Annotated in this window: 15 protein-coding genes; 11 read left to right on the forward strand and 4 right to left on the reverse strand. The window is 67.1% G+C overall.

Annotated elements, in window-relative coordinates; all coding sequences use genetic code 11:
* The first annotated feature begins 10 nt into the window (after positions 1 to 10).
* The 3 genes from murG to murB all read left to right on the forward strand — a co-directional run bounded on the left by murG (position 11) and on the right by murB (position 3,620).
* Positions 11 to 1,138: an undecaprenyldiphospho-muramoylpentapeptide beta-N-acetylglucosaminyltransferase gene (gene murG / locus HNR60_RS09540; RefSeq protein ID WP_184256767.1), complete on the forward strand. Its 1,128-nt coding sequence runs from the start codon at positions 11 to 13 to the stop codon at positions 1,136 to 1,138.
* Between the two features lie 149 nt (positions 1,139 to 1,287).
* Positions 1,288 to 2,691: a UDP-N-acetylmuramate--L-alanine ligase gene (gene murC / locus HNR60_RS09545; RefSeq protein WP_184256769.1), complete on the forward strand. Its 1,404-nt coding sequence runs from the start codon at positions 1,288 to 1,290 to the stop codon at positions 2,689 to 2,691.
* Positions 2,649 to 3,620: a UDP-N-acetylmuramate dehydrogenase gene (murB, locus tag HNR60_RS09550; protein WP_184256771.1), complete on the forward strand. Its 972-nt coding sequence runs from the start codon at positions 2,649 to 2,651 to the stop codon at positions 3,618 to 3,620. Before murC ends, murB begins: the two co-directional genes overlap by 43 nt.
* Positions 3,621 to 3,656: 36 nt before the next feature.
* Here murB and HNR60_RS09555 read toward each other — a convergent pair whose 3' ends face one another.
* Entirely contained in the window at positions 3,657 to 4,481 is an 825-nt protein-coding gene (locus tag HNR60_RS09555; RefSeq protein WP_184256773.1) for a bestrophin-like domain, read from the reverse strand.
* Positions 4,482 to 4,491: 10 nt separating this feature from the next.
* Positions 4,492 to 5,658, reverse strand: coding sequence for a glycosyltransferase family 4 protein (locus HNR60_RS09560; RefSeq protein ID WP_184256774.1), 1,167 nt, complete (start codon positions 5,656 to 5,658; stop codon positions 4,492 to 4,494).
* 121 nt (positions 5,659 to 5,779) lie between these two features.
* Here HNR60_RS09560 and HNR60_RS09565 point away from each other — a divergent pair, with 121 nt between their 5' ends.
* The 8 genes from HNR60_RS09565 to ligA all read left to right on the forward strand — a co-directional run bounded on the left by HNR60_RS09565 (position 5,780) and on the right by ligA (position 17,372).
* Positions 5,780 to 6,706: a D-alanine--D-alanine ligase gene (locus tag HNR60_RS09565; RefSeq protein ID WP_184256775.1), complete on the forward strand. Its 927-nt coding sequence runs from the start codon at positions 5,780 to 5,782 to the stop codon at positions 6,704 to 6,706.
* Entirely contained in the window at positions 6,673 to 7,665 is a 993-nt protein-coding gene (locus HNR60_RS09570; protein ID WP_184256776.1) for a cell division protein FtsQ/DivIB, read from the forward strand. The genes HNR60_RS09565 and HNR60_RS09570 overlap by 34 nt, the downstream gene beginning before the upstream one ends.
* The gene (gene ftsA / locus HNR60_RS09575) at positions 7,662 to 8,984 is read left to right on the forward strand and encodes a cell division protein FtsA (protein WP_184256777.1); all 1,323 of its coding nucleotides are present in this window, start codon (positions 7,662 to 7,664) and stop codon (positions 8,982 to 8,984) included. Before HNR60_RS09570 ends, ftsA begins: the two co-directional genes overlap by 4 nt.
* A 96-nt stretch (positions 8,985 to 9,080) precedes the next feature.
* Complete coding sequence (gene ftsZ / locus HNR60_RS09580; RefSeq protein WP_184256778.1) at positions 9,081 to 10,862, forward strand: cell division protein FtsZ; 1,782 nt, start codon at positions 9,081 to 9,083, stop codon at positions 10,860 to 10,862.
* Positions 10,863 to 11,207: 345 nt separating this feature from the next.
* The gene (gene lpxC / locus HNR60_RS09585) at positions 11,208 to 12,167 is read left to right on the forward strand and encodes a UDP-3-O-acyl-N-acetylglucosamine deacetylase (RefSeq protein WP_184256779.1); all 960 of its coding nucleotides are present in this window, start codon (positions 11,208 to 11,210) and stop codon (positions 12,165 to 12,167) included.
* Between the two features lie 265 nt (positions 12,168 to 12,432).
* The gene (locus HNR60_RS09590; RefSeq protein ID WP_184256780.1) at positions 12,433 to 13,341 is read left to right on the forward strand and encodes an outer membrane protein assembly factor BamD; all 909 of its coding nucleotides are present in this window, start codon (positions 12,433 to 12,435) and stop codon (positions 13,339 to 13,341) included.
* 12 nt (positions 13,342 to 13,353) lie between these two features.
* Positions 13,354 to 15,039, forward strand: a complete 1,686-nt coding sequence (recN, locus tag HNR60_RS09595) for a DNA repair protein RecN (protein ID WP_184256782.1) — start codon at positions 13,354 to 13,356, stop codon at positions 15,037 to 15,039.
* A gap of 209 nt (positions 15,040 to 15,248) precedes the next feature.
* Positions 15,249 to 17,372, forward strand: a complete 2,124-nt coding sequence (gene ligA / locus HNR60_RS09600) for an NAD-dependent DNA ligase LigA (RefSeq protein WP_184256785.1) — start codon at positions 15,249 to 15,251, stop codon at positions 17,370 to 17,372.
* Between the two features lie 144 nt (positions 17,373 to 17,516).
* Here the strand turns inward: ligA and HNR60_RS09605 are convergent, their stop codons facing one another.
* Positions 17,517 to 18,803 (reverse strand): multidrug effflux MFS transporter, encoded by a 1,287-nt coding sequence (locus HNR60_RS09605; protein ID WP_184256787.1) that lies wholly within the window; start codon positions 18,801 to 18,803, stop codon positions 17,517 to 17,519.
* Positions 18,804 to 18,892: 89 nt separating this feature from the next.
* Entirely contained in the window at positions 18,893 to 20,746 is a 1,854-nt protein-coding gene (locus HNR60_RS09610; RefSeq protein ID WP_184256789.1) for an aminopeptidase P family protein, read from the reverse strand.
* Positions 20,747 to 20,774 lie beyond the last annotated feature (28 nt).

A 20,774-nucleotide genomic window follows, 5' to 3' on the forward strand; every position in this document is an offset into this window, starting at 1 on the left:
GCGAATTGAGATGAAGCCCATGGCACCGTTGATCATGCTCGCCGCCGGCGGCACCGGCGGTCATCTGTTTCCCGCCGAGGCGCTCGGCGTCGCGCTGATGAAACGCGGCTTGCGGGTGCGGCTGGTCACCGACCTGCGCGCGCTGCGCTACAGCGGGCTGTTCTCGCGCGACATGGTCGACGTGGTGCCGAGCGAAACCTTTCGCGGCCGCTCGCCGGTGGCGATCGCCCGCACCGCGCTGCGGCTCGGCACCGGCACCCTGATGGCGCTCAGTCTGATGCTGCGGCTGAAGCCGGCCGCGGTGATCGGCTTCGGCGGCTATCCGACGCTGCCGCCGCTGCTGGCGGCGCGGATGTTCGGCATTCCGACATTGGTGCACGATTCCAACGCGGTGATGGGCCGCGCCAACCGCTTCCTGTCGAACAAGGTGACGGCGATCGCGACCTCGTTGCCGGGCGTGCTGGATCGCGATCCGGCGCTGGCGGGCAAGACCACCACCACCGGCACGCCGATGCGTCCGGCAATTCTCGCCGCCGCCGCGGTGCCGTTCGTGGCGCCCGAGGCCGAAGGGCCGTTGCGGCTTCTGGTGGTCGGCGGCAGCCAGGGCGCCCGGATCATGGCCGACATCGTGCCCGGCGCGATCGAGAAGCTTGGCCCGGCGTTGTGGCCGCGGCTGGTCTTGGTGCAGCAGGTGCGCGACGAGGACATGGCGCGGGTCCGCGCGGTCTATGACCGGCTGAAGCTCAATTTCGAACTCGAGCCGTTCTTCAACGATCTGCCGGCGCGGCTCGCCGCAAGCCATCTGGTGATCTCGCGCTCCGGCGCCGGCACCGTGGCCGAACTGGCCGCGATCGGCAGGCCCTCGATCCTGGTGCCGCTGCCCGGCGCGCTTGATCAGGATCAGTTCGCCAATGCCGGCGTGCTGTCGCAGGCCGGCGGCGCGATCCGCATCGCGCAGGACGAATTCACACCGACGCGGCTCGCGGCCGAAATCTCCGCACTGGCCGGCGAACCGGCGCGATTGACCGCGATGGCCGCCGCCGGCCGCGCCGCCGGCCGGCTCGACGCCGCCGAACGGCTCGCCGATCTGGTCGTCAAGGTCGCCGGGATTTCCTCGAACACCGCGCATTTTCAATAGGTTGTCGGCGATCAAGGCGGTCCCGCGCGACTTGATGCTTTAATTCAGCGCGCGCTCGGTATACCGAGGGCCACGCATCCACACCCAGACGGCGCCGTGGATGGCCGGCTCCGCGCCGGAGCGCACATAACTTTAAGCGAGATCATCCCATGAGACTGCCGCGCGAGATCGGACCCATTCACTTCGTCGGGATCGGCGGCATCGGCATGAGCGGCATCGCCGAGGTGCTGTGCAATCTCGGCTACACCGTGCAGGGCTCCGACGCCTCCGAAGGCGCCAACGTCAATCGGCTGCGCGACAAGGGCATTGCCATCCATGTCGGCCACCAGGCCGAGAACGTCGCCGGCGCCGACGTCGTCGTGGTCTCGACCGCGATCAAGCGCGACAATCCGGAATTGCTGGCGGCGCGCGCGCAGCGCATCCCGGTGGTGCGCCGCGCCGAAATGCTGGCCGAACTGATGCGGCTGAAGAGCTGCGTGGCGATCGCCGGCACCCACGGCAAGACCACCACGACCTCGATGGTCGCGGCGTTGCTCGACGCCGGCGAATTCGATCCCACCGTGATCAATGGCGGCATCATCAACGCCTACGGCACCAACGCGCGGTTGGGCGCCGGCGAGTGGATGGTGGTGGAGGCCGACGAAAGCGACGGCACCTTCCTGAAGCTGCCGGCCGACGTGGCGATCGTCACCAATGTCGACCCTGAGCATCTCGATCACTTCAAGACCTTCGAGGCGGTGCAGGACGCGTTCCGCGATTTCGTCGAGAACGTGCCGTTCTACGGCTTCGCGGTGATGTGCATCGACCACCCGGTGGTGCAGACTTTGGTCGGCAAGATCGAGGACCGCCGCATCATTACTTACGGGCAGAATCCGCAGGCCGACGTCCGGCTGCTCGATCTTAAACCCAACGGCGGCAGCTCGGCGTTCCGGGTGGCGTTCCGCGACCGCAAGGCCGGCACCGAACATGAGATCACCGATCTGGTGCTGCCGATGCCGGGCCGGCACAACGCGCTCAACGCCACCGCGGCGATCGCGGTCGCGCATGAGTTGGGTCTCTCCGACGACACCATCCGCAAGGCGCTGGCCGGCTTCGGCGGCGTGCGGCGGCGCTTCACCAAGACCGGCGAATGGAATGGCGTCACCATCATCGACGACTACGGCCATCATCCGGTGGAAATCGCCGCGGTGCTGAAGGCGGCGCGCGAGTCGACCAAAGGCAAGGTGATCGCGGTGGTGCAGCCGCATCGCTTCACGCGGCTGCAGTCGCTGTTCGAGGAGTTCTGCACCTGCTTCAACGACGCCGATACGGTGATCGTCGCCGAAGTCTATCCGGCCGGCGAGGCGCCGATCGAAGGCGTCGACCGCGATCACTTCGTGCTCGGCCTGCGCGCCCACGGCCACCGCGAGGTGATCCCGCTGCAGGAGTCCGCGGCGCTGGCCAGCGTCGTTCATGGCGCCGCGCATAGCGGCGACTACGTGGTTTGCCTCGGCGCCGGCAACATCACCCAATGGGCCTACGCGCTGCCGGGCGAGCTGAAGGCGCTGGACTGATCGTGGCTTTGTTTCCCGATCTCGTTCCCGAACTCAAAGCCGCGATGCCGCAACTGCGCGGCCGGCTTTTGGCCAACGAGCCGTTGGCGCCGCTGACCTGGTTTCGCGTCGGCGGGCCTGCGCAGCTGCTGTTCACGCCGGCCGATGCGGATGACCTCGGTTACTTCCTCGGCGCCTTGCCGCGTGACATCGACGTCACCGTGGTCGGCGTCGGCTCCAACCTCATTGTGCGCGACGGAGGCCTGCCGGGCGTGGTGATCCGGCTCGGCGGGCGCGGCTTCGGCGAGACCAGCGCGGACGGCGATGTCGTGAGCGCCGGCACCGCCGCGCTCGACAAGCGCGTCGCGGAAGCCGCGGCCAACGCCGGGCTCGGCGGCTTGGAATTCTACCACGGCATCCCCGGCACCATCGGCGGCGCGCTGCGGATGAACGCCGGCGCCAACGGCCGCGAGACCAAGGACGTGCTGATCGAGGCGAGTGCGATCTCGCGCGACGGCACGCTGCATCGGCTGAGCAATGCCGAGATGGGCTTCAGCTATCGGCACAGCGGCGCCGATCCGGCGCTGATTTTTACGTCAGCGCGGTTTCGCGGCGAGCCGATGGACCGTGCGACGATCCGCGCGCGGATGGACGAGGTGCAGCGCCATCGCGAGACCGCGCAGCCAGTGCGCGAGAAAACCGGCGGCTCGACCTTCAAGAATCCGCCGGGCCAATCCGCCTGGAAACTGATCGATGCCGCGGGCTGCCGCGGCTTGCGCGTCGGCGGCGCGCAGGTCTCCGAGATGCACTGCAATTTCCTGATCAACACCGGCAGCGCGACGGCGCAGGATATCGAAACGCTCGGCGACACCGTGCGGGCGCGGGTGAAGGACCACAGCGGCATCGAGCTGCAATGGGAGATCAAGCGGATCGGCCGCGCGCTCGATTGAGGGCAGGCCGCGCCGGATGCGGCGGGCTCCAAGCGATTACTTCGGTGGGAGCGGGGCGGCCGGGCTCGTCAAAATCTCAGGCACCGCCGGCGTATCGGCCAGCGCCAGCAGTCGTTCCAGCGGCTGCGGCGACACCTTGAAGATGCCGTCGAACGGGTCCTCCTGCAGCGCCACCAGCCCGAGCGCCACGATCGCCCCGGAGGCGAACACGGTCAGCGCCGCCAGCATCGCGCGCGGTCGCTCCAGATGCACCAGCGCCAGCGCCACCTGGGTGATCAGGCCGAGGATCAGCACCGAAATCCATTTCAGATCGTTGGTGCGGTCGGACGACAGGCTGAGGCGGATCGCGCGCGCGGTGGCGACCCGCACCGCGGCGTTGAGCAATGCGCCGTGTACCGCGTTGCTGTCGTCGCGGCTGATCGCAGGATCGCTGATCCGTCGCAGCAACTCGTCGAAAGCGGCGTCGGTTTGCGACGAACTGCCGCCTTCCACCGCCGGCCATTCGTCATGCACCACGGAGCCGGCATAGGCCTTCAGCGCGATGCGGATCGCCTTCATGTCGGAGACTGCCGCGACGCTGAGGGTGTAGATGTTGCGTAGTTCGCCGGCCTCGCTTTGCACCGCGCGCGTGGCTTGCCGATTGCGGTCGCCGACGTCGTTGGCGAGAAAGCCGGTCAGCAGCGCGAACAGCATCGCCACCGAGGAGAAGAACGGCGCCACCAGTCCGTTCAGGGTTTTGATGCGCGGCCCGAGCGGCGACAGGAAGATCACGCCGACCAGCGCCAGCGCCGTCCCATAATAAAGGATGCCGAGCGTGGCAAAGGTCCCGAAGGTCGAGAGGTCGAGCCAGGCGCGGATCATCGCATGTCCTCTATGAGGGGGAAGTGCCGCACAATTCGGCGGCGAAGCCGAGCCACGGCCGGTTCTTGATCGCGGCGGCCTCGCGCAGCACGGCCTCGGTCTGCGGCGCCAACACGCTCATGTCATACTTGGTGCGCGCGGTGGCCTGCGCGGCATCGCCCATCGCTTTGCGGCGCTCGGGATCGGCGGCGAGCGCGATCAAATGCCGGCTGATGGCATCGACGTCGCCGACTTGCACCACATGGCCGGTGACGTTCTCGGCCACGAAGTCCGACAGCATGCCGACGTCGCTGGCGATCACCGGCAAGCCGCGCGACATCGCCTCAAGGACTGCGAGCGGGCTCGACTCCTTGCGCGACGCCAGCACGAAGGCGTCCATCGCGGCGAGCAGGGCTGGGACGTCGTTGCGGCTGCCGGTGGTGATGAGCTGCGAGGCCACGCCCAACTCGTCGACCACCTTGGTGAGTTCGTCGAAATATTCCTTGAAGCGGCCGCCGACCAGCAGCAGCCGGGCCTTCGGTTCGGTCTTCAGCACGTTGGCGAGTGCGCGGACCACGTCGATCTGCCGCTTGCGCTCGCAGATGTCGCCGACGCAGCCGATCACGAACGCGTCTTGCGGCAATCCAAGCGCCTCGCGCGCCGCGCTACGCTCGTCGTCGCCGATCACCGGAAACGAGCGGGTGTCGATGAAACTCGGAATCATCCGCATCGCCCGCCGCGACACCCGGTTGACTTTAATATGGTGCGCCTCGGCGTCCGGCGAGGTGGCGATCACCCGATTGTTGAACCACCAGTGCAGCTGCAGCGAGGTCGAGTGCGCGGTGGCGACCACCGGGCGGCGGCTGAGAATCCGCGCCAGCATGCCATAGGTGTGGGCGCTGCTCATATGGGTGTGCAGCACCTCGGGCTTGAAGGCGTTGAGCCGCTTCGTCACCCGGATCAACTCGCCGGGGCTGCGGCCGAACGAGGTGACGAATTTCTCCGCGCCGTCGAGGCCGGGGCGGTCGGCGATCCAGGCGCCGGGGCGATGCAGCAGCAGCACGCGATGGCCGCGGCTCAAGAGGTACTGCACCAGCAGCAGGCAATGCATCGCGACGCCGTTGACGCCGGTGCCGGAAATCAACAGGGCGATCCGCATCGGGGCGGAGAAGGGCGGCGCTGCGGGATTGACGGTCATGGCCGGAGGAGGGATCACAGGTGGTCGGAGAGGCTTCTCCGAATCAGGAAAATCGACGAAATTTCAACGCCGGGTACGGTTCGCATCGTTTCATCGCGCCGCGGCAGTTTGAGGACATCAAGTGACAAAACGCAAGCACGTCGCGGTTCTGCTCGGCGGCTGGTCGTCCGAGCGGGAGGTTTCGTTGCGCTCGGGGAAGAGCTGCGCCGACGCGCTGGAGCGCTGCGGCTATCAAGTGACGCGGGTCGACGTGCAGCGCAACATCGGCACCGTGCTTGACCAGTTGAAGCCGGACGCCGCTTTGGTGATGCTGCACGGCCGCCCCGGCGAGGACGGCACCATCCAGGGCGTGCTGGAGACCTTAGGGATTCCGTACAGCCACTCCGGGGTGCTGGCCTCGGCTTTGGCGATGCAGAAGGATCTGGCCAAGACCGTGATGGCGACCGCCGGGGTGCCGGTGGCCGAAGGGCTGACGCTGTCGCGCGCCGAGGTCGCCAAGCGCCACGTGATGGCGCCGCCTTATGTCATCAAGCCGGTCGCCGACGGCTCCAGCGTCGGAGTCTTTATCGTGACCGAGGCCCATGAGCATCCGCCGCAGGAGCTGTTCCGCGACGACTGGCCCCATGGCGACCAGCTGCTGGTGGAGAAATACGTCGCCGGCAAGGAACTGACCTGCGCGGTGGTCAAGGGCGAGGCGACCGGCGTGATCGAGATCGTTCCGACGGTCCGGTTCTACGATTACGAGGCAAAGTATTCTCCGGGCGCGTCAAAACACATCCTGCCTGCATCTCTTTTACCCTTTGTTTACCAGGAGGTCCGAAGGTTAACGCTGGCGGCGCACGTGGCGCTCGGCTGCCGGGGCGTTAGCCGGGCGGATTTCCGCTTCGACGACCGCATCGAGGGAACGGGTGGCCTCATCTGCCTCGAGGTCAACACCCAACCCGGCATGACCGAGACGTCACTTGTGCCAGAGCTCGCGGCGGACGCGGGCATAACATTTGACGAGCTCGTGCAATGGATGGTGGAGGACGCCTCGCTCGGTCGGTAAGACGGCAGAGGCTTCGGTCTGACCTGAGAGCGGCAGCCATTGGGGTTGTCGTGCTGTTGCGTGAGCGGCTGCAGCGCGGCCGCCGCGCCAGGCTGGCGCGCCGTCAGGAGCGGACCAAGAGCCCGCATCGCTTCATCGCCTTTCTGGAAACCTACGCGCCGCCGCGGATCGGCGTGCTGTTCACCGCGCTGGTGCTGCTCGGCAGCGTCGCGCTCGGCATCGTCAAGGGCGGCCACCTCGAAGAGGTGACCACGGCGTTCAGCGACGCCCGCAACGCGGTCGCCAACGTCGCCGGGTTCCGCATCACCAATGTGGCGGTTTCCGGCCGCAAGCAGCTCACCCACGACGAGGTGCTGGCGATCGGCGGCGTCACCGGCCGCTCCTCCTTGTTGTTTCTCGATGCGGCGACCGTCCGCGACAAATTGAAGGCCAATCCGTGGATCGCCGACGCTACCGTGCTGAAACTCTATCCGGGCCAGCTCACCATCGACATCACCGAGCGCTCGGCCTTCGCGCGCTGGCAGTTGCAGGGGCGGCTCGCGGTGATCGCCGATGACGGCGCCGTGCTGGAGCCCTATGTGGCGCGCCGCTTCGCCTCATTGCCGCTCGTGGTCGGCAAGGGCGCCGAGAGCCACGCCAAGGATTTCATCGCGCTGCTGCAGCGCTACCCGCAGGTCAATTCCGTGGTGATGGCCGCGGTGTTTGTCGGCGAGCGGCGCTGGAACCTGCGGCTCACCAACGGCCTCGACATCCGGCTGCCGGAAAACGAGGTCGGCAATGCGCTGGCGACGCTGAGCAAGCTCGACGTCGAGGGCCGGCTGTTGTCGCGCGACATCGTCGCCGTCGACATGCGGCTGCCGGACCGGCTGACGGTGCGGCTGTCCGAGGACGCCGCCAAGGCGCGCGAAGAGCTCTTCAATAAAGACAAGAAGACCAAAAAGAAGGCCGGCGACGCATGAGCGGCCTTGATCACAACCAGGCGCCGAAGACCCGGCCGATGTCGCACAAGCGCTCGGCGCTGGTGGCGTCGCTCGATATCGGCACCAGCAAGATCGCTTGCCTGATCGCCCGGCTGACGCCGTGCCCGCCCAACGAGGCGCTGCGCGGCCGCAGCCACGCCATCGAGCTCGTCGGTTACAGCCAGATCCAGTCGCGCGGCGTCAAGGCCGGCGCGGTGATCGATCTCGCCGAATGCGAACGCGCGGTGCGCCAGGCGGTGGCGCTGGCCGAAGGCATGGCCAAGGTGCGCGTCGAATCCGTGCTGCTGTCGGTGTCGGCCGGCCGGCTGCAGGGCCAATTGGTCGAAGCCTCGGCGGAAATTCGCGGCGGCGCGGTGACCTCGGACGACGTCACCCGGGTGACCAGCGCCGGCATGCATCACGCCACGCCGCAAGGCCGCACCGTGCTGCACACGCTGCCGGTCAGCTACACGCTCGACGGAGTCAAAGGCATTCGCGATCCGCGCGGCATGGTGGCGCGCGCGTTCGGCGTCGACATGAACGTCGTCACCGTCGATGCCACCGTCGCCAAGAACCTGATGCTGGTGGTGGAACGCTGCCACCTCAACGTCGAAGCCATGGCGGCGAGTCCTTATGTCGCAGGGCTGTCGGTTTTGACCGACGACGAAGCCGATATCGGCGCCGCGGTGGTCGAAATGGGGGCGGGAACTACCACGATCGCCACCTATACGGCCGGACGCTTCGTCCACGCCTCCGGATTTGCGCTCGGCGGGCAACACATCACGATGGATCTGGCCCGCGGACTGGGTACTTGCATTGCAGATGCCGAGCGAATCAAGACGTTATATGGCACCGTGCTGACTGGCGGTTCCGATGCTCGCGAGTTGATGTCGGTGCCTAGCGCCGGGGACAACGAGCGGGACGCCCCGCAGATTATCTCCCGCGCTCAGATCGCGAACATCGTGCGGCATCGGGCCGAGGAGATTTTTGAAATGGTGAGGGACCGGCTCGCAGATTCCCCGTTTGCGGCAGAGCCGCGGGCGCGGGTGGTGCTGAGCGGCGGCGCCTCGCAACTCACCGGCCTGCCAGAACTCGCCACCCGGATCCTCGGCCGTCCGGTGCGGATCGGCCGTCCGCTCGGTTTCGGCAAGCTGCCCACGGAGGCCAAGAGCGCGTCCTTCGCGGTGCCGACCGGGCTTCTGGTTTATCCGCAATATGCGCATCTCGAACACGTCGAGCCGCGCAACATGCGCCATCATAAGACCGGCACCCACGGCTACTTCGGGAAGGTCGGTCGATGGCTGCGCGAGGGCTTCTGATGACTGTCGTTTCTTCACCCCTTCAATTCCCATCCACTCTCCCGGTTGTCGGCCGGGGACATCGCGATTCAACGCGCGCGTAATCGAGAGGCACCCATGACCATCAATCTCAACGTCCCTGATATTCGCGAGCTGAGGCCCCGGATCACCGTGTTCGGTGTCGGCGGCGCCGGCGGCAACGCCGTCAACAACATGATCACCGCCGGCTTGCAGGGCGTCGATTTCGTGGTCGCCAACACCGACGCGCAGGCGCTGACGATGTCGAAGGCCGAGCGCCTGGTGCAGATGGGCACCCAGGTGACGCAGGGCCTCGGCGCCGGTTCGCAGCCCGACGTCGGCGCTGCCGCAGCCCAAGAGGTGATCGACGAGATCCGCGATCATCTGTCCGGCGCCAACATGGTGTTCGTCACCGCCGGCATGGGCGGCGGCACCGGCACCGGCGCCGCTCCGGTGATCGCCAAGGCCGCGCGGGAGATGGGTATCCTGACGGTCGGCGTGGTCACCAAGCCGTTCCACTTCGAGGGCCAGCGCCGGATGCGCACCGCGGAGTCCGGCATCACCGAATTGCACAAGGTGGTCGACACGCTGTTGATCATCCCGAACCAGAACCTGTTCCGGGTCGCCAACGAGAAGACCACCTTCGCCGACGCCTTCGCGATGGCCGACCAGGTGCTGTATTCCGGCGTCGCCTGCATCACCGACCTGATGGTCAAGGAAGGCCTGATCAACCTCGACTTCGCCGACGTCCGCGCGGTGATGCGCGAGATGGGCAAGGCGATGATGGGCACCGGCGAAGCCTCCGGCGAGAAGCGGGCACTGACCGCCGCCGAAGCCGCGATCGCCAACCCGCTGATCGACGATTCCTCGATGAAGGGCGCCCGCGGCCTGTTGATCTCGATCACCGGCGGCAAGGACCTGACGCTGTTCGAAGTCGACGAAGCCGCCACCCGCATCCGCGAGGAAGTCGACCAGGACGCCAACATCATCGTCGGCGCGACCTTCGACGAAAGCCTCGACGGCATCATCCGCGTGTCGGTGGTGGCGACCGGCATCGAGCAGGCCCAGTTGGCCCGCAATCTCGCCGCTCCGGCCGGCGCTGCGCCGTCCGCTCCCGCCAATGGCAGCACTCCCGACAGCCGGCTTGCCGATCTGACCGCGCGGCTGCGCGCCGACCAGCAGCGCTCGGCGCCGGAAGCCGCTCCGGCGGCTCCGCGCCCGACCAATGCCGCGGCGCCGCGCGCGCCCTCGAACAATGTCGAGCGCGCCGCATTGGCGGCGATCGCCGCCGCGGTCGGCACCGAGCAGATGCCGCAGGGCGTGGCGCCGCAGCCGACGTCCTATGGCGACGTCACCGTCCGCGCCATCGCGCAGAAGCCGTCGCTGTTCCCGGATCCGGAACCGGCGCGTCCGGTGGTCGACGACGAGCCGCCGACCCCCGAATCGTTCATCCCGCAGCAGCCGGACCGCGCCGCGATCCGTTCGCCGCGGATGCCGAAGTTCGAAGAATTGCCGATGCCGGCGCAGAACGAAATCCGCCACGCCCAGGGCGAGGCCGAGGACGAGCATCCGCACAAGACCCGGATGTCGCTGTTGCAGCGCCTCGCCAATGTCGGCCTCGGCCGCCGCGAAGACGACAGCGAGCCGCCGGTCTCGGCGCGTCCCGCAGGTCCCGCGATGGCGCCGATGCCGCCCTTGCCGGAGCGCAAGCCGCAGCGCAGCGTCGCCGAGCAGATGGCGTCCGAGCCGGTTTCCGAATACGCCCGGCGGCCCGCGCCGCAGGGTCTCGACCTCCATGGCCGCCCGGCACCTGTGGCCCATCCGCCACAGGGCGACGACCATCTCGATATCCCGGCCTTCCTGCGGCGGCAGTCGAAGTGACCGGACTGTAACAATCTGGGCAACCGGATGGCCTCGGCGGAACCTGCCGAGGCCATTATTCCTTCGTAGGGCAACGTCGCAAGTTCAACATAAGATATTGAGAAGACTTAAGAAAATAGGACCGTGGCGAGATTTGCAAAAGCGCCCGCTGCCACGATCGGTAAGGAATTCGGTTAACGGGCGGCGCTAATGCGGCGGAGTTAGGGTAACAATTCGTAAAAAAGCGTGAGTTGGTGCGGTTTGTGACAGTGGGTATGGTTTTCTGACATTGGGGACATTGAAGTCGAGTCGCGGATCTTCGCTGAGCTTCGATCTTCAACTGGGTCATTGGTGGGCAGACTTGCTATGAAATTCAGTCGTCAGACCACGCTTCGTTCGCAGGCCACGGTGACGGGCGTCGGTGTCCATTCCGGCCTTCCAGTGAATCTGACCATCGGGCCCGCAGACGTAAATGCGGGTTTTATTTTTGTCCGCACCGGCCTCGATGGCTCCGACCGTGAAGTCCGCGCCTCGGCGAAATCGGTGATCGCCACTGAGCTTGCCACCGTGCTGGGCGACAGCAGCGGTCCCTTGGTCTCCACCGCCGAACACGTCCTCGCTGCATTGCGCGGCATGGGCATCGACAACGCCGTGATCGAAGTCGACGGCCCGGAAGTGCCGATCATGGACGGCAGCGCCGCCGCCTTCGTCGCCGCGATCGATCAGGCCGGGATCCGCGAACAATCCGCGCCGCGCCGTTTCATCCAGGTGTTGAAGCCGATCCAGGTCGCGATCGGCGACTCCTTCGGCGAGTTGCGGCCCAACGCCAACGGCTTCCGCGCCGAAGTCGAAATCGACTTCGCCCATCCGCTGATCGGCCGCCAGAGCTACATTCTCAATCTCAGCCCGGAAAACTTCCGCCGCGAAGTCGCGCGCGCCCGCACCTTCGGCAGCATGACCGACGTGGCGCGGCTGTGGAGCCTGGGCTACGCGCTCGGCGCCTCGTTCGACAATTCCATCGTGTTCGACGACACAAGGATGCTCAACACCGAAGGGCTGCGCTACGCCGACGAATGCGCGCGCCACAAGGTGCTCGACGCGGTCGGCGATCTGGCGCTGGCCGGCCTGCCGCTGCTCGGCGCCTATCGCTCGGTGCGCGGCGGCCACAAGCTCAACCATGCCGTGCTGACCGCGCTGCTGGCCGATCACAGCGCCTGGCGGGTGATCGAGGCCGAGCCGGCGCGGCGTCCGCGCGGCCACGCCGAGGTGGTCACCGGCATGCTCGGCGGCATGGTGGCTCCGGCCTACGGCCCCGACGTTTCCTGAAGTCTCCGTCTCCCGAACGACGTCTGGCCGTCGGTGTTGCGGCCGGATATGGTTGCGCGCGGCTGGCGCCTGGCAGTTAACCACAACCCTCCGCAGGTGCCACGCGGTCGCCTTATTCCGGGCGAAATGCCTGCGTACTCGGTTGGTTAATCGACCCTTTTGGGCTAAACCGCCTGCGGTCGCGCGTCCACGGCCGAGCATGGCTTGTCCATGACGGGGTCACGGATTGCGCAGCGGGCAGGGCATCACAGGCATCAGGTAACATATGTCGGCACAACGCATGACGCCCGGTTTGCGGGAACTGGTTGTCCATCTCGGCGGCGCGCGCTCCATGCGCGGTCTGCGGTTCGCCGCCGGGCTGATCGTGCTGACGCTGCCGCTCAGCGGCTGCGGCACCGGCGCGTTGTGGGACAAATTCGCCGCCAAGGACGAGACCTACACCGACGAGCCGGCCGACAAGCTCTATAACGAGGGCTTGTACCTGATGAACAAGGGCAAGGATCCCAAGGCAGCTTCGAAGAAGTTCGAGGAGGTCGACCGCCAGCATCCGTATTCCGACTGGGCGCGCAAATCGCTGCTGATGTCGGCCTACGCGTTTTATGAGGCCGGCGACTACGACAGCTGCATCGGCTCGGCGACGCGCTACGTGACGATGCATCCCGGCAGCCCGGACGCCGCCTACGCGCAGTACCTGATCGCCGCCTCGCATTACGACCAGATCCCGGACATCTCGCGCGACCAGGGCCGCACCGAAAAGGCGATCGCCGCGCTCGAAGAGGTGATCCGCAAATATCCGACCTCGGAATACGCCACCAGCGCCAAGAAGAAGCTGGAAGGCGCCCGCGACCAGCTCGCCGGCAAGGAAATGAACGTCGGCCGCTATTACATGGAAAAGCGCGACTACACCGCCGCGATCAACCGCTTCAAGACCGTGGTGACGCGCTATCAGACCACCCGCCACGTCGAAGAGGCGCTGGCGCGATTGACCGAGGCCTATATGGCGATCGGCATCGTCGGCGAGGCGCAGACCGCCGCCGCGGTCCTTGGCCACAACTTTCCTGACAGCAAGTGGTACCAAGACGCATACAATCTCGTAAAGTCCGGCGGCGTTGAGCCGAGCGAGAATCGCGGCTCTTACATCAGCAAGGCCTTCAAGAAGCTCGGCCTCGGTTAGGAACATCTTTGCATGCTGGCCCGCCTGTCGATCCGTGACATCGTCCTGATCGAACGGTTGGATATTGAATTCGCCCGCGGCCTCGCGGTGTTGACCGGCGAGACCGGCGCCGGCAAATCGATCCTGCTCGATGCCTTCGCGCTGGCGCTCGGCGGCCGCGGTGACGCCGGCCTGGTGCGCCACGGCGCCGAGCACGGCCAGGTCACCGCGGCGTTCGACGTCGCCCGCGGCCATCCGGCGTTCGCGATTCTCGCCGCCAACGGCCTCGACGACGCCAGCCCCGACGATTCTTCCGAAATGATCCTGCGCCGGGTGCAACTCGCCGACGGCCGCACCCGGGCTTTCATCAACGACCAGACCGTCAGCGTGCAGACCCTGAAGGCGGTCGGCGCCTCGCTGGTCGAGATCCACGGCCAGCACGACGAGCGCGCGCTGGTCGACGCCGCCACGCACCGCCGGCTGCTCGACGCCTTTGCCGGGCTGGAGAAGGACGTCGCGGCCCTCGAGACGCTGTGGGACGCGCGGCGCACCGCGCGCTCAGCACTCGACGAGCACCGCGCCGGCATGGAGCGCGCCGCGCGCGAGGCGGATTTTCTGCGTCACGCCGCCGACGAATTGAAGAAGCTGCACCCCAAGGACGGCGAGGAGACCTCGCTGGCCGAGCGCCGCACCACGATGATGCAGGGCGAGAAGATCGCCGGCGATCTGCGCGAGGCGCAGGACGCGGTCAGCGGCCATCATTCGCCGGTGGCGGCGCTTGCCGCCGCGGTGCGCCGGCTGGAACGCCGCGCCGGCAACGCGCCGGCCCTGATCGATCCTGCCGTGAAGGCGATCGATGCGGCGATCAACGCGCTGGAGGAGGCCGACCAGCACCTCACCGCGGCCCTGATCGCGGCGGATTTCGATCCGCTGGAACTGGAGCGCATCGAGGAACGCTTGTTCGCGTTGCGCGCCGCCTCGCGAAAATATTCGACGCCGGTCGATGGCCTTGCGGCGCTCGCCGCAAAATACGCCGCCGACGTCGCGCTGATCGATGCCGGCGCCGGGCAGTTGAAGGCGCTGGAGCAGAAGGCCGGCGAGGCTGACACGCGTTATGCCGCCGCCGCCGCCAAACTCTCGGCGGCGCGGGCGAAGTTCGCGGAAAAACTCAACAAGGCGGTGAACGGCGAGTTGGCGCCGCTGAAGCTCGAGCGCGCCAAATTCATGACCCAGGTCGAGACCGATCCGGCGTCGCCCGGCCCGCAGGGCTGCGACCGCGTCGAGTTCTGGGTGCAGACCAACCCCGGCACCAAGCCCGGGCCTTTGATGAAGGTCGCCTCCGGCGGCGAGCTGTCGCGCTTCCTGCTGGCGCTGAAAGTGGTGCTGTCGGACAAGGGTTCGGCGCCCACCTTGGTGTTCGACGAAATCGACACCGGCGTCGGCGGCGCGGTGGCGGACGCGATCGGCGCCCGGCTGGCGCGGCTCGCCTCCAAGGTCCAGGTGATGGCGGTGACCCATGCGCCGCAGGTCGCCGCACGCGCCGACCAGCATCTGCTGATCTCCAAGGACGCGCTCGACCGCGGCAAGCGCGTCGCCACCCGCGTCGACACGTTGCAGACCGACCGCCGCCGCGAGGAGATCGCCCGCATGCTGGCCGGCGCCGAAATCACCGCCGAGGCGCGGGCGGCGGCGGACCAGCTGATCAAGGCGGCGGGGTAGGGCTCTTTCCCTCGCCCCGCGTGCGGGGAGAGGGTGGCGCGACAAGCGAAGCTTGTCGGGCCGGGTGAGGGGGCGCCTCGGCATAACGCAGCGCCCCCTCACCCGACCCGGCTTCGCTGGCGCTCCGCCGGGTCGACCTCTCCCCGCAAGCGGGGAGAGGTGAGGGCGCTGCGCTTTTCTCTGATCGCACTTCATTGTATCGCTTGCCGATGGCCAAGAAACCCACCGCTCCCGCCGACCTCGACACCCTCAGCAAGGCCAAAGCCAAGGTCGAGCTGAAACGGCTGTCGCTGGAAATCGAGCGGCATAACAACGCCTACTACCAAGACGACGCGCCGAAAATTTCCGATGCCGATTACGACGCGCTGCGCCGCCGCGTCGAGGCGATCGAGGCCAAGTTTCCCGACCTGGTCAGCGCCGACTCGCCGACCCAGACCGTCGGCGCGGCGCCGGCGCGCGGCTTTGCCAAGGTGCAGCACGCGGTGCCGATGCTGTCGCTCGGCAACGCGTTTTCCGACGACGAGGTCGAAGAATTCCTCGCCCGGGTGCGGCGTTTTCTCAAACTCGACGCCGATGAAATTCCCGCGATTGTCGCCGAGCCGAAGATCGACGGGCTGTCGCTGTCGCTGCGCTACGAGCACGGCGAATTGGTGCGCGCCGCCACCCGCGGCGACGGTTTTGTCGGCGAGGACGTCACCGCCAACGTCCGCACCATCAAGGACATTCCCAATGAACTCGCCGTGGCCAAGCCGCCCGCCGCCTGCGAATTGCGCGGCGAGGTCTACATGCTGAAAAGCGACTTTCTGGCGCTGAATGAAAAGCAGGAGGCCGCCGGCGAAGCGCCGTTCGCCAATCCGCGCAACTCGGCCGCGGGCTCTCTGCGGCAGAAGGACGTCGCGGTCACCGCGTCGCGGCCGTTGAAATTCTTCGCCTATGCCTGGGGCGAGATGAGCGACTATCCGATGGACCAGCCGACCCAGTCCAAGATGCTGGACTGGCTGAAGCGCGCCGGCTTCACCGTCAATCCGCGGATTACGCCGTGCAAGAATGTCGACGAGGCGCTGGCGTTCTATCGCAAGATCGGGGAAGAGCGCGCGCAGCTGGCCTACGACATCGACGGCGTGGTCTACAAGGTCGATCGGCTGGACTATCAGGAACGGCTCGGCTTCGCCGGCCGCGCGCCGCGCTGGGCGATCGCGCATAAATTCGCCGCCGAACAGGCCACCACGGTTCTCAACGGCATCGAGATTCAGGTCGGCCGCACCGGCGCGCTGACGCCGGTGGCGCGGCTTGCGCCGGTCACCGTCGGCGGCGTGGTGGTGCAGAACGCCACGCTGCACAACGAGGACTACATCAAGAGCCTCGACATCCACATCGGCGACACCGTGATCGTGCAGCGCGCCGGCGACGTCATTCCGCAGATCGTCAGCGTGGTGATCGACAAGCGGCCGAAGCACGCCGAGGCGTATCAGTTTCCGCACAAATGCCCGGTGTGTCACAGCCACGCCACGCGCGAGGAGGGCGAGGTGGTGTGGCGCTGCAGCGGCGCCTTGATCTGTCCGGCGCAGGCGATCGAGCGGCTGAAGCATTTCGTCTCGCGCAACGCCTTCGATATCGAAGGGCTCGGCGAAAAGCAGGTGCAGGAATTCTACGACGACGGCCTGATCATGCATCCGGTCGACATCTTCACGCTGCAGCAGCGCGACGCCCGCTCTCGTACGAAGATCATCGACCGCGAAGGTTACGGTGAGACCTCGGTGCGCAACTTGTTCGCCGCGATCGACGCCCGCCGCAGCATCGAGCTGCATCGTTTCATCTATGCGCTCGGCATCCGCCATATCGGCGAGGGCAACGCCAAGCTGTTGGCGCGGCACTACGGGACGATCGCGGCGTTTCGCGACGCCATGCTGGCGGCCGCCGCCGGCCAGAGCGCGGAAGGCAACACGTCGGAGGCCTATCAGGATCTCAACGACATCGGCGGCATCGGCGATATTGTCGCCGACGCGGTGGTGGAGTTCTTCGCGGAAGACCGCAACGTCAAGGCGGTCGACGAATTGCTGCGAGAGATCCAGGTGCGTCCCGCCGAGCAGCCGAAGCAGGCGACGCCGATCTCCGGCAAGACCGTGGTGTTCACCGGCTCGCTCACCAAATTCACCCGCGATGAAGCCAAGGCCGCGGCCGAACGGCTGGGCGCCAAGGTGGCCGGCTCGGTGTCGAAGAAGACCGACTACGTGGTGGCGGGCGAGGACGCCGGCTCAAAACTCACCAAGGCCCGCGACCTCGGCGTCGCGGTGCTGAGCGAGGACGAGTGGCTGGCGCTGATCGAGGGGTGAGCTGCGTGTCCCGGACGCCGTGCAGCGTGCTTGACGCTGCATGGCGAACCGGGACCGTTACGGATGTTGAGCTTGGGACGGCCCCGGCTCCCGTCGCATCGCTTCGCGCTGCGTCGCGTCCGGGGAACAGTTAGTTCTCTGCCTCTACAACAACCCGGTCTCTTCTTCCTCGGCCTTCTCGATCAGATCTTCGGTCGCCACCGCGCCGTCGCGCGGCACCAGGAAGAACATCGCTGCCGCGCAGGCCAAGGACAGCACCACCAGCGCGATGTTGAGCGGCACCGGGGTTGCGAAATGGCCGCCGAGCCAGGCGCCGAATTGCGAGCACAGCGCGCCGAATCCCATCTGCAGGAAGCCCATCAGTCCCGACGCGGTGCCGGCGGCCTCCGGCTTGACGCTGATGGCGCCGGCCGCGGAATTCGACAGCACGAAGGCGGTGGCGAAGGTGATCAGCATGTGGGTGCCGAACAGCCAGCTCGGCTGCTGATTGTAGCCGAGCAGGCCCCAGACCAGATTGAGCGTGGCGCCGAGCAATTGCAGCGCGAGGCCGAACCAGATCAAGCGTTCCAGCGAGTGCCGCGGCGAAAACCGCACGCAGCCGAGATTGCCGATCAGATAGGCGAGGCCGGAGGTCGCGAACCAGGCGCCGTATTCGGCGGACGAGCGGTGCATCTGCATCACCACCACATAGGGCCCGCCGCCGGCGAAGGTGAAGATGATCGAGGACGCCAGCACCTGGCACAGCACATAGCCGACGAAGGCGCGGCTGCTGGTCAGGCTGCGGGCGTCCGACAAAAAGCTCGCGCCGGGCAGCCGATCGGCGGCGCGCCGCGTTTCCGGCAGCGCCACCGCGACCAGAATGGTGACCAGCACCGAGACCAGCGCGAGGACGTAGAAGATCGCGCGCCAGCCGAGGCTGATCTCCAGCACGCCGCCGAGCAGCGGGCTCAGCATCTGCGCGATCATCATCACCGCGACCACCAGGCTGATCATGCTGCCGACGCGCTCGCGCGGGTAGAGGTCGCGGATGATGGCGCGGCCGATCACCATGCCGCAGGCGCCGCCCAGCGCCTGCAGGAAACGCGCGGCGATCAGTTGCGGCAGGGTCTCGGCGAAGATGCAGCCGACGCTCGCTACCATCATCAGCGCCAGCCCGCCGAGCATCACCGGCCGGCGGCCGAGCTTGTCCGACAACGGGCCGAGTACGACCTGCGAAAACGCGATCCCGACCATGAACAGCGACACCGTCATCTGCGCGATCGAGATGTCGCGGCCGAAGTCGCGCGCCAGCATCGGCAGCGCCGGCACCAGAATATACATCGCGACCGGCGCGGCGCCGGTCATCGCGACCAGCACCAGCAGCATCGAGCGGGAGATCAGTTTGTCGGCGTGAGTTGCGGTCGGCGGCGTCTTGCCGGTCTGTCCGTGCATGAGGTGGCGTGCCAGTCCTAACCGAAATCTGCAATGGTTGGACTGTACCGACGCCGCAGCCGTGCGAGCAGCGGCTTTTCGGAATACGGCTAGGCGATTTTCGGGACCGTGGGGCCGTGCGCCAGCGGCTCGGTGGCCTCATCGAGCCAGAGCTTGGTCGCTTCGTCGAGCAGCGGGCGCACCTCGCTGCGCACCCTTGCGTGATAGTCGTCGAGCCAGCCGATCTCGGCGTCGCTCAGCGAACCAAGATCGATCAGCCGGCGATCGATCGGCGCCAGCGTCAGCGTCTCGAAGCCGTTCATCGGCTTTTCGGCGCCGGCGATTGTTGTCTCCACCACCAGTTCGAGATTCTCGATGCGGATGCCGAACGCGCCGGCCTTGTAGTAGCCGGGCTCGTTGGACAGGATCATGCCGCGCTTCAAGGGCGTGGTGCCGAGCTTGGAGATCCGCGCCGGGCCTTCATGCACCGACAGATAGCTGCCGACGCCGTGGCCGGTGCCGTGCTCGAAATCGATCCCGGCCTGCCAGAGAAACTGCCGCGCCAGGGTGTCGAGCTGCGCGCCGGTGCTGCCGTCCGGGAAGACCGCGCGCGCGATCGCGATATGGCCGCGCAGCACCCGGGTGAAGCGGTCGCGCATTTCGGCGGTCGGCTCTCCAATGGCAATGGTGCGGGTGACGTCGGTGGTGCCGTCCTGATACTGCGCGCCGGAATCGATCAGCAACAGGTCGCCCGGCGCGATCCGGCGGTTCGACTTGCGGGTGACGCGATAATGCACGATGGCGCCGTTCGGCCCGGTGCCGGAAATGGTGGGGAAGGAGACGTCCTTCAGCGCGCCGGTGTCGCGGCGGAAGCTTTCCAGCGCTTCCACGGCGTCGATCTCGGTGAGCTTGCCGCTTGCCGCCTCGCGATCGATGAAGGCGAGAAATTTTGCCAGCGCCACCGCGTCGCGGCGATGCGCGGTCTTGCTGCCGGCGATCTCGGTTGGGTTCTTCACCGCCTTCAACAGCGTCACCGGATCGGCGCCGCGCAGCGGCTTGCCGCCGGCGGCGGTGATCAGCCGGGTCAGTGCATCGGCGGCGGTGGCAGTGTCGAGCGCGATCGCAGCCCCGGTCATCGCCAGCGCCTGCAGCGCCGGCGTCAGCGCTTCTGGCTCCTTCACATCGGCGCTGTGTTCGAGATGATCGCGCGCGCTGTTCGACAGCTTGCGATGATCGATGAACACGGTCGGCCGGCCGTCCTTCGGGACGAGCGCGTAGGACAGCGGCAGCGGCGTATGCGAGACGTCGGCGCCGCGGATGTTGAAGGTCCAGGCCACCGCGTGGGAATCCGACAGCACCAGCGCGTCGGCGCCGAGCGGGGTGAGTTCGGCGCGGATGCGCGCCAGCTTGTCGGCCTCGCTCTCGCCGGCAAATTGCAGTCCGTGCACCGCCACGGCTCCCAGCGGCGGCGCCGGGCGCTCGGACCACACCGTATCGAGCGGATTGCTGTCGACCGCCACCAGCTCGGCGCCGGCCTTGGCGCAGGCCTGGGCAAGCCGCTCGGCTGCCGCGGAAGTGTGCAGCCACGGATCAAAACCGAGGCGGTCGCCGGGTTTCAGTTGCACGCCAAGCCAGTGTTTCGGCGGCGGCTCAACCAAAGGCTGCACGCTCCAGGCCCGGCCATCGACCTGTTGGGCGGCTTGCAGCGTATAGCGGCCGTCGACAAATACCGCGGCTTGGTCGACCAGCACGATCGCCAAACCCGCCGACCCGGTGAAGCCCGTCAGCCAGGCCAGCCGCTCCTCGGAGGGCGCGACATATTCGTTTTGTTGCTGATCGGCGCGGGGAATCACGAATCCGCTGAGCTTGCGCCGCAGCAATTCCTCGCGAAACGCCGCGAGCCGCGCGGAGAGCGCGACGCCGCTGTCAGGCTCTTCGAAGGTTTGAAACAGGGCTTCGAACATCGCTCACCATCCTCGCTCGACCGCCGTC

It is taken from the genome of Rhodopseudomonas rhenobacensis, assembly GCF_014203125.1.
Lineage (GTDB): Bacteria > Pseudomonadota > Alphaproteobacteria > Rhizobiales > Xanthobacteraceae > Rhodopseudomonas_A > Rhodopseudomonas_A rhenobacensis.